The organism is Providencia rettgeri (genome assembly GCF_041075285.1).
Taxonomy (GTDB): Bacteria; Pseudomonadota; Gammaproteobacteria; order Enterobacterales; family Enterobacteriaceae; genus Providencia; species Providencia rettgeri_G.
Map to the genome: position 1 here is coordinate 1,366,006 of NZ_CP163512.1, position 14,548 is coordinate 1,380,553.

The following is a 14,548-nucleotide window of genomic DNA, read 5'->3' on the forward strand; positions in this document are numbered from 1 at the left end:
AAGGTTTGGAATAATAAAAATATGGTTATTAAAGCTCAAAGCCCGGCAGGTTTTGCGGAAGAGTATATTATTGAAAGTATATGGAACAACCGTTTTCCACCAGGTTCAATCTTGCCTGCTGAGCGCGAACTTTCTGAGTTAATTGGTGTGACCCGCACCACATTGCGTGAAGTATTACAGCGGCTAGCTCGTGATGGTTGGTTAACCATACAGCATGGTAAACCGACTAAGGTGAATAACTATTGGGAGACATCAGGCTTAAATATTTTAGAAACATTAGCTCGATTAGATCACGATAGGGTTCCACAACTTATTGATAATTTACTGGCAGTACGAACAAATATTGCCTCGATTTTTATCCGAACGGCATTTCGGAATAACCCAGAAAAGTCCTTAGAAGTGTTAGCGGGCAGAGAAAAAGTCGAAGATAACTCAGATGCATTTAGTGATTTGGATTACAATATTTTTCGCGGCTTAGCTTTTGCATCAGGAAACCCCATTTATGGTTTAATTATCAATGGGTTAAAGGGGTTGTATACCCGTGTTGGGCGATACTATTTTTCGAATCCAGAGGCAAGGCGCTTAGCATTAAGCTTTTATCAGCAGTTAAGTCACCTGTGCCGTGAACAAGCGTATGATCGCATTATGGAATGTGTACGTAATTACGGTAAAGAAAGTGGCATAATTTGGCATTCCATGCAAGGCAATATGCCATCTGATTTAGCGCATATTCGCTAACACGGTGAAAACCTGTTTTGTCAAGCCAGCATTCAGTGATGATTGCTGGCTTTTTGCTATTCATTGACACGGAGTTTCCTTTTTACTGCCCTTAACCAAAAATACGCAAGGGAGCTGCCGCTATCTTGGCGTGAAATTGCCATATTCAAACAATAATCTGCTTATAGTAAATTTGTTGGGATATAAGTTTGTTGGTTGTGCTTTTTTGGGTATGTGTGATTAAAGCATTATCAATAGCCATTTTTTGCTTATTGATAGATTCTACTAAAAAAGATATCAGTAGTTTCGCTATTTTTTATTAATTTATGTGTAACTTACTGATAATAAAGCATCGTATAAGAAAGCGTTATTCTGGGTCTTAGCATTAAAATCTATTTTGTAAATATAATGTGACAATAATTGAATTTTTTATCTGAATTGTTAAAAGTGTTAATCCACTGCATTGGCAAAAGAATACTAGAATATTATTCTAATGAATAAGTCATCATTTTGCGGCTGAGGATCCTATGAAAATTCTAGTGTTAGGTGCAGGTGTTATTGGTGTGACAACAGCATGGTATTTGGCGCAAGAAGGCCATGAAGTCATTGTTGTGGATAGGCAGCACGATGCTGCGGAAGAAACCAGTGCAGGTAATGCAGGGCAAGTTTCCCCGGGGTATGCAACGCCATGGGGCGCGCCGGGTATTCCACTGAAAGCAGTGAAATGGATGTTTGAAAAACACGCGCCATTAGCAATTCGACCAGATGGGTCATTGTTTCAACTGCGTTGGATGTGGCAAATGCTGAAAAATTGCGATATTCAACACTATACGATGAATAAAAGCCGTATGGTGCGTATCGCTGAGTATAGTCGCGATTGCATGCGTGAGCTTAGAAAGGATACGGGTATTCATTACGAGGAGCGGCAAGGGGGAACATTGCAGCTATTTCGTACAGCCAAACAATTTGATAATGCTGCTAACGATATCGCTGTACTGCAACAAGAGGGCGTACCGTACGAGCTATTAACGTCTGATGAATTAGTCAATGCAGAGCCTGCACTTGAATATGTGAAGCATAAGCTGACGGGGGGCTTACGTTTACCGAATGATGAAACTGGCGATTGTCAGCAATTTACGAAAAAACTCGCTAAAATGGCGAGTGATGCGGGGGTTAAATTCCAATTTGGCATGCAGGTTGAACAGATATTAACCCAAGGGCAACGTGTTAGCGGCGTCCGTATTGATGGGCAAATTATGCAGGCGGATCGCTATGTTGTTGCTATGGGTTCATACTCTACGGCGATATTACAAAAATTGGTTAAAATCCCCGTCTATCCATTAAAAGGCTATTCGTTGACGATGCCAATTATTGATCCTCAAAGAGCACCAACTTCAACCATTTTAGATGAAACCTATAAAATTGCAGTCACGCGTTTTGATGAGCGCATTCGTGTTGGTGGCATGGCGGAAGTGGTTGGGTTTAATTTAACTATCCTGAAAAAACGCTGTGAAACGTTGAAAATGGTGGTACAAGATTTATATCAAGGTGGGGGGGATATCGCTCAAGCTCAATTTTGGACAGGGCTAAGGCCGATGACGCCAGATGGTACCCCCATCGTTGGGCCAACCGCGTATAGCAATTTATATCTTAACACGGGACACGGTACGCTGGGTTGGACAATGGCATGTGGTGCAGGGAAGTTGCTGGCGGATTTAATTTCAGGTAACACACCCGCCATTGCTTCTGATGACTTATCGGTATCACGGTATCTCGATGGGTTTAATACAAAATTAGTGGCAAGTGGGCATCTTAACCCCGCACGTTAATTTGATGAACTATGTGACCGATGTGTTGATATAACAATAGACATATATTTAAGGAATTAAGATGCCACGCCCAATTAGTGCTGTTATCCATCTAGACAATCTGCAACATAATTTATCAGTTGTGCGTCAGCACACCGGTCAGGCGAAAATTTGGTCAGTTATGAAGGCGGATGGCTATGGCCACGGGATCAAGCATATTTGGTCATCACTGAGTGATACAGACGGTTTTGCCGTGTTAGATCTTCAAGAGGCGATATTACTGCGCGAAGAAGGTTGGGCCGGCCCTATTTTACTCCTTGAAGGTTTTTTTCAACCTCAAGATTTGGGGATGATTGATCAGTACCATCTAACGACGAGTGTACACAGTGAATGGCAACTTTATGCTATTGAAAATGCGCAGCTTTCCGCACCAATTTCGGTATACGTGAAACTCAATAGCGGTATGAACCGCTTAGGTTTTTCCGTAGGTGAATATCAAAAAGTGGTGGAACGATTGGTAAAAATGCCCAATGTCAGTAGCGTTACTTTGATGAGCCACTTTGCAAACTCAGATAGGTGCAATGGGATTGCTGAACCATTCGAGAAAATCAAACAGTTTGGTCATTTGTCTTTACAAACCTGTATTGCCAATTCTGGTGCAACACTTTGGCACAAAGAAACACATTATGATTGGGTACGAACGGGAATATTACTGTATGGTGCATCCCCAAGTGGCAGATCAGCGGATATTCAACAATATTCGCTAAGAGCAGCGATGACGTTGCAGTCAGAGGTGATAGCAATACATGACATCGCTGCTGGGGAGTCGATAGGTTATGGGAGTCGATTTACTTCATCCAAACCGATGCGTATTGCGACAGTGGCTTGTGGTTATGCTGATGGCTATCCACGTCATGCACCGAATGGAACTCCCGTTTGGTGCAATGGAAAACGCTGTGCGCTATTAGGTGCAGTTTCTATGGATATGTTGAGTATTGATATTACTGATTGTAGTGATGTGAAATTAGGGGCGAAAGTGGAGTTGTGGGGGCAGAATTTACCTGTGGATGATGTGGCACAAGCTTCAGGGACGATAGGCTATGAATTACTGTGTGCCCTTGCAAAAAGAGTTCCTATTCGTTACGAAAAAAGCGTAGAATAATTGTTCACCAATGTTGTTGAACCCGCATATATTTAACTTTAAGTGTGATTTTGATTTTGAAGATTGGGGATCTTTGCATATTGATATAACATATAACTTTGATCCGTTTCTCATTCTTTTTAGGTTTAATTTATGTCTAAAACAATTAAGTTAACCACACTTGCTGTGGCGTTAAGTGTATTATCTAGCGCGGCATTAGCTGGAACATGGTCTGTTGGTGGTTCGGTATTGGCGCAGTCTACGCCGTATAAAGGCATTAAGTCTCGTGACTATCTTACACCAGTTCCCATTGTGAATTATGATAGCGAGAATTTTTACTTTCATACATTAGCGGCGGGTTACTATTTGTGGAATGATACGCAAGATCAGTTATCTTTAGATGCATTCTATTATCCACAATTCTTTAAACCTAAAGACAATGATGACAAAGCCATGCGTGAATTAGACCGTCGTCGTGATACTGTCATGACAGGTTTAACATACCGCCATAAAGCTGACTGGGGAACATTGCGTACCAATATTTCAGGTGACATCCTTGGGATCAGCAATGGTATTCGTGGTGAGTTTGCTTATCTATACGGTTTCAACGGTGATAAATGGTCTATCACACCCGGCCTAGGAATTAAATGGGATAGCAAAAACCAAAACCGTTATGAATACGGCGTTTCGTCAAAAGAGTCCCGTAATAGTGGTTTAAAACGGTATAATCCAGGCTCAAGTTGGACGCCATATATGGAAGTCACGGGTAACTACCGTTTCGACGAAAATTGGACTGTGTTTGCACTGGGGCGTATTGACCGCCTGCCAAGTGAAGTTAAAGATAGCCCTATGGTTAATAAATCTGTTTCTGCCATTATGTGGACAGGTGTCACTTACACATTCTAATGGGTAGTGAAAAATAACTAAACCCCAGTGAGATGTGCTTACTGGGGTTTTATTTTGCTTCAGGATTAATCTTGTGGCTTATTATCCCGGCTCACCATGACCAACGACAGGCGGGCAGGGTGCTGGGCATCACTTTTCATTGGCACATTGATACTGGCCGTTTCAACACATACCATCTGTTTGTAACCATTATTTGGCATATCTTGCATACTGCATGACAATTCTGCCCAAGGGTTCCAACATACCACATCACTGTTATGGTAGTGGTGTAGCTCAATGGTACGGTTCCAACCATCATCACGCAGTAAGCTGTATTCTTCGGGCTCAGAATAGATGCGATCAGTGTGTTTGTTAAATTTTAACGGTTCAGACTCATATACTTCTTTATCGGTGACTTTGTCAAAATAGTGACCACCAAGACCATAAACCGTCGCTTTGTGAATGTCACTGATATTAAAGTAGGAGTGTAATGCGGCGGTGGCTTCAAAATCACCGTAGCTTTCGAGCTCAAGCTCACAAGTTTCACCGAGTTTCATTCGTAAAATCAAGGTGAACTCATGAGGCCATAATTTACGGGTATATTCGGTATCAGTAAGTGTGAAAGTAAGGATCACACCATCATCATGCTCATTATGTGCGGTAAACTGCCAAGGCAAAATACGGGCAAAACCGTGGCTTGGGCTAGCAACAGGGCCAAACCATGGCCAACAAATCGGAACGCCTCCACGGATTGCTACACCTTCTTTAAACGCACTTTCTGAACTTAACCAGAGGCAAGGTTTTTGCCCTGAAGGCTGCCAATCAATCAGATGTGCGCCTTGTAAACTCACTGCACCACGAACTTTTGGGTGAGAAACCACGATCAGAGGGAGCTCACCTAATTGGCGTTGAGTGATATAAGCGGAAAGTTGTTTGATGACAGGTAAAGCAAAAATTTTGTCGTGCATAGTATCGGCCTGTGTTGATAGAGACAGCGTTAATACGCATTATACGTTTTGCGTGTAGCGGATTTGTGCGGTGTATGGCACTTATCTTTAATTTTACAGAAAGTGGTTTTATACGGTATCGAATAATGGATTAAAGATAAATAACGTAAGAGAAAATTTTAATGCAGCATTCGAGACGATACAAAAGAGCCGCCAAATGGCGGCTCAGTCAGACTGGTTGCTTTACAGCTCTTATTTAGAGATGTGAGCGATCAGGTCTAATACTTTGTTTGAATAACCCGTTTCGTTGTCATACCAAGAAACTAATTTAACAAAGTTGTCATTCAGTGCGATACCTGCTTTAGCATCAAACACAGAAGTCAGTTTTTCGCCGTTGAAGTCAGTTGATACAACGTCATCTTCAGTATAACCCAGAACACCTTTCAGCTCGCCTGCCGCTGCTTCTTTGATTGCGTCACAGATTTGAGTGTAAGTTGCTGGTTTTTCCAGACGAACAGTTAAGTCAACAACAGAAACGTTTGGTGTTGGAACACGGAAAGACATACCAGTCAGTTTGCCGTTCAGCTCAGGAATAACTTTACCTACTGCTTTAGCAGCACCTGTTGAAGATGGGATGATATTTTGGGCCGCACCACGACCACCACGCCAGTCTTTGTGAGAAGGGCCATCAACAGTTTTTTGAGTTGCAGTTGTTGCGTGAACAGTGGTCATCAGACCTTCAACAATGCCGAATTTGTCGTTGATAACTTTAGCCAGTGGAGCTAAGCAGTTAGTTGTGCAAGATGCGTTAGATACGATTTCTTGACCTGCGTAAGCTTTATGGTTAACGCCCATAACGAACATTGGGGTATCGTCTTTAGAAGGACCAGTCAGAACAACTTTTTTCGCGCCTGCTTGGATGTGTTTACGCGCAGTTTCGTCAGTCAGGAAGATACCTGTTGCTTCAGCAACAACATCAACACCGACTTCGTTCCATTTCAGGTTTGCAGGATCTTTTTCTGCAGTAACACGGATTTTTTTACCGTTTACAATCAGGTGACCATCTTTAACTTCAACGGTACCGTTGAAACGACCGTGAGTTGAGTCGTATTTCAGCATGTAAGCCATGTATTCTGCATCGAGCAGGTCGTTGATTGCAACGATTTCGATATCAGAACGCTCTTGTGCAGCACGGAAAACGATACGGCCAATACGACCAAAACCATTAATACCTACTTTGATAGTCATAGTATTTCCACCAGCTATTTATTCGTGAATTAAGTTGTAGTTAAAGTTACCAAAACCTTGCCAGCCGTCAAGCGGAATCGTGTCAATTATTGAAAAAAATCAATTCTGATACCACCAACTGCTTATTTGTCAGCCACTTCAGCGGCAAATACAGCCGCACGTATTATCGGGATTGTGCAGCATAATGAAACCATCTATCAGTGATATATGTGATACGGTTCACAAATCAAAACGGAAAGTAAGATGCTTCTTAGTTTAGAATAGTTTTACAAAAAATGTTGTTAATTTTTTGTTGCTCGAAATTGCAGTATGATAGTCATCAACCGAATAAACTATTTAAATACGTGGGTAAGTCATGTCACATAAAGATAAGCAACACGTTGATATTTCAGGTTTAAATGAAATGCAGCGCTATGTTACACAGCAAGCGGGCACGGAGCCGCCATTCAGCGGTCAATTATTGCATAACCGTAAAGAAGGTGTGTACGAATGTCTGTGTTGTGGTACACCTTTATTTATGTCTGAAACCAAATTTGACGCAGGTTGTGGGTGGCCAAGCTTTTATGAACCAGTGAACGAGCATGCGATTAAATACATCGAAGATTTCTCCCATGGCATGCATCGCATTGAGGTTCGCTGCCAACATTGTAATGCTCATTTAGGGCATGTATTTCCAGATGGTCCCATGCCAACGGGTCAACGTTACTGTATTAATTCAGCATCCTTAAGCTTTTTGGACAAAGCATCAGGCGAAAAGACACGAGGTTAGGCTGCTGAAGGCTGCTGAAGGCTGCTGAAGTCTATAATTTTATATCAACAATACTGAGCGGTAACGATTCAGCTAAAGGTTAGAACAGTTTAGTCAAAAAACAATTTTTATTTTTTAAAGGAGCAGTGCCGTGAGCGTAGACATCGACCCTAAACATATTGAGCAATTACTGGCTGTGATGACGCCAGAAATTTATGAGCGCCTCGTTACGGCTGTTGAATTAGGAAAATGGCCTGATGGTATCCCTTTAACGGCAGAGCAGAAAGAACATAGTTTGCAAATGGTGATGCTGTGGCAATCGCGCAATAATCATAACCCTGAACACATGACTGTCGGCACAAACGGTGAGATCACCATGAAGAGCAAGCAAGAGCTTAAAGCGATGTTCCAAGGGGATCGTCTCGCGACATTAAAACCACAAAATGATAATTAGCACTGCGAGATTAACGGCAAAATGGGTGGTTATTAAAGGGGATACTTGCCTTTATCCCCTTTAAAGCCGTGGTTATTCAGGCTTATTGAGTTGTGAAAAAATTGCTGTCAATGTTGTTTGGAAATCAGCTTGTTCAATCATTCCTTTGCGAAATACGCATTTACGGTCTATGCCTTCAGATTGAATATGCAATTTAAACATAGCTCGATTTTCTTTAATGAGCGAAACATCTTTCAGTGGGACTAGGTAGGTATCCGAGAATTGGCTAGGTGTTAAAATAAGCTTATCTTGAGATATACCAATCATGGTGCGGTCTTTTAAATGTGCAGCGATATAGAAGGATAAGATAGCAATACCGACAATCAGCGAGCCGATACTTGCACCGATAACTAGCATAATCCCCCCTAATATGATGTAAATCACACCTAATAAATTAAATCGAGATGATTTAAATTTCAATGTGATATCTGTGGGTTGTGGAGAAAAACGGGGCAATTTTTTGTTGATCCAGTTTTCATAGCTAATGGAGTAGCCCGTGATAAACACCAATGAAAGTGGCAGAAAACAAATCGAACCCAGCACAGCAAAGGTTAAGCCGAGTTTGGGAATTTTAAATAAAATAGGTAAGCTAATGATTTGTAAGATTAAACTAATCGCCATCGGCATATATAAATAGGATAATACTGTTGCAAGTTGGCGGTCTGAATAGTCTAACGCATCTTGGTAGTCATTTAATGTGGTAGTGATCCACCAAATACAACCTAACAAAACCAAATCTAAGATTAACCCAACCCAAACAGCGAGGCTCAATTTTTTCATGCTTACATCATCCTTTTGTTCATAAGCTATTAAGGGTATTATCAATTATTAATATATAGGAGAGTTAACCAGTTTAGCTTAACCGCTCAATATCTTCTAAAGTCACTATATTGGCACCTTGTTGCTGCATTTCCTGGATCGCACGTTCACTATCGTTCGGTAATAAATTAACACCACGGCAACCATCAACCAGCACATCGACACGGTAGCCAAGGTTTAAGGCATCAAGCACAGTAAATTTAACGCAATAATCGGTGGCTATCCCCATGACAACCAACTGATTGATATTCTGAGCTTGTAGCCATGCATGTAAGCGTGTTTGGCTGACTTTATCGTTATCAAAAAAAGCACTGTAACTATCGACTTGCGGGTTTTCACCTTTCGTAAACGTCTCTTGGATAGCGTGTACATTCAATTGAGGATGAAAATTGGCTCCCTGCTGATTTTGCACGCAATGCACGGGCCACCATACTTGAGGCAACCCGTTGAGCTCACCAATATCACCAACTTGCGTGCCTGAATTTGAGGCAAAACTTAAATGATTGGCGGGATGCCAATCTTGACTCGCAATAATGGCAATCCCTTTTTGTTGGCAAACCGCGATTGCTTTATTGGCTACGGCTATAACGTGCTCACTTTCATTCACGGCGAGAGCGCCGCCTGTACAGAAATCATTTTGCAAATCGACTAGCAATAAGGCCGTTTTCATCATTTCCTCATCTATTTATTCATCAGCATAGCTCAATTCACCGCGTAAATTGTTTTGCATTAATTCGCGGATCAGCGCAGGTGTATAATCTTGGCTCAGTAAATAATGTAATTTACTTAACGCCGCTTCAAAAGTCATGTCATAACCGCTGATCACGCCCGATTCGGCAAGGGCATGGCCCGTCGCGTAACCATCCATATTAACACGTCCTGAAATGCACTGTGTCAGGTTAACAACAATGATCCCACGTTGAGTGGCTTCGCGTAGAATGCGCAGCAGTTCCGGTTGCTGAGGCGCATTCCCAATACCATAAGAACGTAAGATCAATGCCTTGACCGGTTGCTGGAGAATATTGCGAACAATATCGATAGATAACCCCGGATAGAGTGTCACAACGCCAATAGGCTGAGGGGTTATGCGATGCGTTTTAAATTCGCCTACGCCAATCGGTGCAGGGCAAGTACTAAATGTGCGAATATGAATTCCTGCTTCCATCAATGGTGAACAATTGGGTGAACTAAATGCATCGAAACCATCTGCATGGGCTTTAACCGTGCGGTTTCCTCGGAATAGTTTATTATTGAAAAATAAACCCACTTCATTAATCGGATAATTCGCGGCTAAATATAATGCATTCAATAGATTCGTCTGCCCATCAGAACGTAAGGCTTCTAATGGAATTTGTGACCCTGTCACGATTACAGGTTTCTTTAAGTTTTCAAACATAAAAGAAAGAGCCGACGCGGTGAATGCCATTGTATCGGTACCATGCAAAATCACGAAACCATCATATTGGTCATAGTGTTGCCGAATATCATCCGCAATTACTTGCCAATCTTCCGGTGTGATGTCAGATGAGTCTATTAACGGTTGGTGCTCTCGAATGGTAAATTCAGGCATTTCCGGGCGATGGAATTCAGGCATCTGCGTTAATTGTGCTTGTAAATGGCCCGAGACAGGAATGTAGCCTTGTGGGGAGTGTTGCATACCGATAGTGCCGCCAGTATAGACGACATAAATGGATTTCTTCTGCATTTGATTACCTAATTTATAAGTGCATAAAGAAGTGAAAATAATTATCTGAATTTTGACGTAATTACTGGTGCATTACTATCGTTAAATTGCTAATTTGCAGATTTAAATGAGGTGATTTTAGTCTATTGTGAGCGAAATCCCCTCCCGTAAACGGAAGGGGAGAAAATTAGTTAATTTCAGCGCAGTTTAAGCAAAATGCATAACGGTTTTGTGGATCATTCATTTTTAAGAAAAATTGAGCCTGTTGACGAATATCCGTCGCCACCGCAGGGGGTAAAAATAGTTGTAGCGCATCTGGCATCGCAACTTGTACATTACTGGTTAACTCAAGTAGCAACTGATCCATAAAGGATAGCTCCGGTTTCATCCAGTTTAACTGCACATCAGATAGTTTAGCCAATTCTGCGGCTTTATCCACAGCATCATCAAAATCACCAAGCTGGTCGACAAGGCCATTTTTTAGTGCATCCTGGCCGATCCAAACACGACCCTGGGCAATTTTATCGATTTGTTCAGGGGTTTTGTTCCGTGATTTTGCCACAAGATTAATAAAGGTGTCATAGCCGTTTTCAATCGTGATTTGCATCATATCGGCAAATTGTGGGTTAATCCCTTTGGTGATGGAAATATCTGCAAGTGGGGAGGTGGCTACACCGTCAGTGTACACCCCAATTGAATCTAACGATTTTTCAAACGTATTGATCACACCAAAAATACCAATGGAACCCGTAAGTGTGTTCGGGCTCGCAATGATATAGTCCGCCGGTGTTGAAACCCAGTAACCTCCTGACGCTGCCATTCCTCCCATCGAAACAACAACGGGCTTACCTGCGGCATGGGCTGAGGCTAATTCACTGCGGATCAGGTCAGACGCACTGACGCTACCCCCAGGGCTATTCACACGTAACACTATGGCTTTGATGTTATCATCGAGGCGCGCATCGCGTATTTGTGAGGCAATAGTGTCACCTCCAGCAATGCCCGGCGTTTGAGGACCATCCATAATAGCGCCTTGCACCACGATCACCGCGATGTTACCACCTTGGTTTGCCGTAGTGTCTGCGATCTTCGCAGAGTAATCATAGATACTAATATTATTGAATTGTTTGGCCTCTTTATTCCAACCAAAGTGCTTACTGAGAATATCTTCAACTTGCTGGTTGGTATAAATTTTATCCACTAATTTTTGCTTTAATGCATATTGCGCACTATCCCCCTTCACGGCGCGTAATTGGCTAATAATCGCCTCAGCGCCAGGGAAAATTTGTGCTGTGGTCATTTTACGGTTGGTCGCTAAAGCCTCCAAATAGTTATTCCACAACGCATTTAACCATTGTTGGTTAGCGATACGTGCTTCAGGGGACATATCATCACGCATCATGGGCTCAACGGCGGATTTATATGTGCCAACGCGGAAAATATGACTACTAATTTTCAGTTTTTCTAACAGCGACTTATAGTAAATACTGTTTGTTGCAAAACCATTTAAGCCAACTGAACCTTGCGGGGTGAGATAAATATCATCTGCAAAGCTGGCAAGATAATATTGGGGTTGGGTAAAATGGCTGCCTACGGCGTAGACTTGCTTGCCTTTGCGCTTAAATTGCGCAATGGCTTTACCGATATAAGCGAGGGACGGTTGATCTGCACTGACCAAGTTATCAAGGCGTAAAACCATACCTGTAATACGGTCATCATCCGCAGCAGTACGAATGGTATCAACAATATCGAATAGCGAGTTTTCTTGCATACGGTTATTTGACGTACCTAATAACTCGCGGCTCATGCGCCCAAATGGGTCGGGTGCAGAAACTTGGTCAACCACCACACCTTGCAAATCCACATACAACGCACCATAGTAGTTTTTCTCAGGCTCAGATCCTGATTGATAAAGGGCAAAAGAGCCAATAACAATTAAGATCAGCACAAGGAAAATCGCGTTAAAAACGAATTCCCGAATAAAGTTAAGTGCCTTCCAACTGATTTTAAAGATGGTGGCGAGGATGTCCCATATTTGACGCATTTTTTCTCCTATCCGGCATATTTTGCACTACAGGTTGGTCGCACGCATTCGCCCTAATCACAAACGGGTGTCTGTGGATAGGGACCAAACGCTTACTGCCTACTTGTCGCACAAGCTATATTGGATACAGCTTTCAATTATATTCGTTAACAATACAGTTCGTTGCTAATGGATCATTGTTTATACATAACAAATCGGTTATGCGTGATATACACTGTTACAGTGATATTTTTCACTGACGACAAATGATATAATTCAATGAATTAATGATCTAATTAATTCAACCCGCATTAATCGTTTAGCTTAGCCATTGTTTACCAATAAGCTTACTATAACAATAGGTTGTGTGGGTATAATTACCTGATTGAATGATTATCAAATCAGTCTACTCTTAATCGGAGACAAATATGGATGCTTTAACCCTTTTGTTGAACCGTCGTTCAGCTTCTCGCCTCACCACGCCAGCGCCAGAAGGTGAAGCGCTTGATAATATCCTCGTCGCGGGTATGAGAGCACCAGACCACGGTGCGCTGCGACCATGGCATTTTGTTATTATGCAAGATGAGGGGCTTAAACGTTTTAGTCAATTGCTTGAAAAAGCAGCAATTGAAGGCAAGTTGGGGGCAGAAGTGGAAGAAAAAGCACGTAATGCTCCTTTTCGCGCACCATTAATTATTACGGTGATCGCGAAAATGAAAGATCATCCAAAAGTACCACAATGGGAGCAGTTGGTTGCCGCAAGCTGTACTGTTCAAGCAATGCAAATGGCTGCGGTAGCTCAAGGCTTTGGGGGAATTTGGCGCTCAGGTTCATGGACGGAAGATGCGGTTGTGCGTGCAGGGTTAGGTTGTGGTGAAAATGACCGTATTGTCGGTTTCCTTTACTTAGGCACTCCTGAACTAAAAGCACCAACTAAAGTTCAACGTCCTGATATGGATGGCTTTATCACGCATTTTTAAGAGAAAAATAATGACTGAGAAAATTAGATTAACCCAATACAGTCACGGTGCAGGTTGTGGCTGTAAAATTGCCCCAAAAGTACTAGAACAAATTTTACACACAGAACAAGCTAAATTTCATGATCCTCATTTGTTAGTTGGTAATGAAACCAAGGATGATGCTGCGGTTTATGATTTAGGTAATGGTATTGGGATCATCAGTACCACTGACTTTTTTATGCCAATTGTAGACTCCCCATTCGATTTTGGGCGTATTGCAGCAACCAATGCCATCAGCGATATCTTCGCGATGGGGGGGAAGCCAATTATGGCTATTGCTATTTTAGGATGGCCGATCGCCAAATTACCACCAGAGATTGCGCGTGAGGTTATTGAAGGTGGGCGTGCAGCTTGTGCGGATGCCGGGATCTCCCTTGCGGGGGGGCACTCTATTGATGCCCCTGAGCCAATTTTTGGTTTGGCAGTGACTGGGGTGGTTAACACTGAGTATGTGAAGAAAAACAGTGCAGCAACAGCTGATTGCGAACTGTTTTTAACAAAACCGCTTGGTATTGGCGTATTAACAACAGCCGAGAAAAAAGGCTTACTCAAAGCGGAGCACCAACACCTTGCCGCTGAAACCATGTGTCAGTTAAATAAACTCGGCGCGGTTATTGCACCCATCGAAGGTGTTATGGCGATGACAGATGTCACAGGCTTTGGTTTACTTGGTCATTTAAGCGAGATATGTGAAGGGTCGGGTGTCCGTGCTCAGGTTTCTTTTGGCAAAGTCCCGAAATTAGCGGATGTTGAAAAATATATCGCGGCGGGCTGTGTGCCAGGGGGGACATCACGTAACTTTGACAGTTATGGTCATCTGATAGGGCCTATGAGTGATATGCAGTGCCAGCTATTGTGTGATCCGCAGACCTCTGGGGGGTTACTTATCGCAGTAAAACCAACAGAAGTTGCTAAAATTAAAGAGATTGCACAGCAGCAAGGTGTTTTGTTACAGTCTATCGGAAAATTACTCCCCCATCAGGACAATGTCCCATTAGTTGAAGTGATAGATTAAT

The 14,548-nt window shown here is 42.4% G+C and carries 14 protein-coding genes; 8 read left to right on the forward strand and 6 right to left on the reverse strand.

What is annotated here, in order from left to right; all coding sequences use genetic code 11:
- Positions 1-21: 21 nt before the first annotated feature.
- The 4 genes from fadR to AB6N04_RS06185 all read left to right on the forward strand — a co-directional run bounded on the left by fadR (position 22) and on the right by AB6N04_RS06185 (position 4,572).
- Positions 22-738: a fatty acid metabolism transcriptional regulator FadR gene (gene fadR, locus AB6N04_RS06170; protein WP_369311017.1), complete on the forward strand. Its 717-nt coding sequence runs from the start codon at positions 22-24 to the stop codon at positions 736-738.
- 506 nt (positions 739-1,244) lie between these two features.
- Positions 1,245-2,546, forward strand: a complete 1,302-nt coding sequence (locus AB6N04_RS06175) for a D-amino acid dehydrogenase (RefSeq protein ID WP_369311018.1) — start codon at positions 1,245-1,247, stop codon at positions 2,544-2,546.
- Between the two features lie 61 nt (positions 2,547-2,607).
- On the forward strand, positions 2,608-3,687 hold the full coding sequence (gene alr / locus AB6N04_RS06180; RefSeq protein WP_369311019.1) for an alanine racemase: 1,080 nt from the start codon (positions 2,608-2,610) through the stop codon (positions 3,685-3,687).
- Positions 3,688-3,819: 132 nt separating this feature from the next.
- The gene (locus AB6N04_RS06185; protein WP_369311020.1) at positions 3,820-4,572 is read left to right on the forward strand and encodes a MipA/OmpV family protein; all 753 of its coding nucleotides are present in this window, start codon (positions 3,820-3,822) and stop codon (positions 4,570-4,572) included.
- 65 nt (positions 4,573-4,637) lie between these two features.
- On the opposite strand, the gene AB6N04_RS06190 is transcribed toward AB6N04_RS06185, so the two are convergent.
- Positions 4,638-5,519, reverse strand: coding sequence for a D-hexose-6-phosphate mutarotase (locus AB6N04_RS06190; protein ID WP_369311021.1), 882 nt, complete (start codon positions 5,517-5,519; stop codon positions 4,638-4,640).
- A gap of 231 nt (positions 5,520-5,750) precedes the next feature.
- A complete protein-coding gene (gapA, locus tag AB6N04_RS06195) occupies positions 5,751-6,746 on the reverse strand; it encodes a glyceraldehyde-3-phosphate dehydrogenase (protein WP_369311022.1) in 996 nt (331 codons plus the stop codon).
- A gap of 355 nt (positions 6,747-7,101) precedes the next feature.
- Here gapA and msrB point away from each other — a divergent pair, with 355 nt between their 5' ends.
- Positions 7,102-7,515 (forward strand): peptide-methionine (R)-S-oxide reductase MsrB, encoded by a 414-nt coding sequence (gene msrB, locus AB6N04_RS06200; RefSeq protein WP_369311023.1) that lies wholly within the window; start codon positions 7,102-7,104, stop codon positions 7,513-7,515.
- 178 nt (positions 7,516-7,693) lie between these two features.
- Positions 7,694-7,948 carry a YeaC family protein gene (locus tag AB6N04_RS06205; RefSeq protein ID WP_369312007.1) on the forward strand — a complete coding sequence of 85 codons (255 nt, stop codon included), beginning with the start codon at positions 7,694-7,696 and terminating at the stop codon, positions 7,946-7,948.
- 72 nt (positions 7,949-8,020) lie between these two features.
- On the opposite strand, the gene AB6N04_RS06210 is transcribed toward AB6N04_RS06205, so the two are convergent.
- The 4 genes from AB6N04_RS06210 to sppA form a co-directional block, all read right to left on the reverse strand.
- A complete protein-coding gene (locus AB6N04_RS06210) occupies positions 8,021-8,767 on the reverse strand; it encodes a hypothetical protein (RefSeq protein WP_369311024.1) in 747 nt (248 codons plus the stop codon).
- A gap of 73 nt (positions 8,768-8,840) precedes the next feature.
- Complete coding sequence (pncA, locus tag AB6N04_RS06215) at positions 8,841-9,476, reverse strand: bifunctional nicotinamidase/pyrazinamidase (RefSeq protein WP_369312009.1); 636 nt, start codon at positions 9,474-9,476, stop codon at positions 8,841-8,843.
- A 15-nt stretch (positions 9,477-9,491) separates the two neighbouring features.
- The gene (gene ansA / locus AB6N04_RS06220; RefSeq protein WP_369311025.1) at positions 9,492-10,511 is read right to left on the reverse strand and encodes an asparaginase; all 1,020 of its coding nucleotides are present in this window, start codon (positions 10,509-10,511) and stop codon (positions 9,492-9,494) included.
- A 166-nt stretch (positions 10,512-10,677) separates the two neighbouring features.
- Positions 10,678-12,534 carry a signal peptide peptidase SppA gene (gene sppA, locus AB6N04_RS06225; RefSeq protein ID WP_369311026.1) on the reverse strand — a complete coding sequence of 619 codons (1,857 nt, stop codon included), beginning with the start codon at positions 12,532-12,534 and terminating at the stop codon, positions 10,678-10,680.
- A gap of 407 nt (positions 12,535-12,941) precedes the next feature.
- Between sppA and AB6N04_RS06230 the strand changes: the two genes are divergently transcribed.
- Together AB6N04_RS06230 and selD are read left to right on the forward strand one after the other, a co-directional pair.
- Positions 12,942-13,493 carry an NAD(P)H nitroreductase gene (locus AB6N04_RS06230; protein WP_369311027.1) on the forward strand — a complete coding sequence of 184 codons (552 nt, stop codon included), beginning with the start codon at positions 12,942-12,944 and terminating at the stop codon, positions 13,491-13,493.
- 10 nt (positions 13,494-13,503) lie between these two features.
- Positions 13,504-14,547 carry a selenide, water dikinase SelD gene (gene selD / locus AB6N04_RS06235; RefSeq protein ID WP_369311028.1) on the forward strand — a complete coding sequence of 348 codons (1,044 nt, stop codon included), beginning with the start codon at positions 13,504-13,506 and terminating at the stop codon, positions 14,545-14,547.
- The last annotated feature ends 1 nt before the right edge of the window (position 14,548 follow it).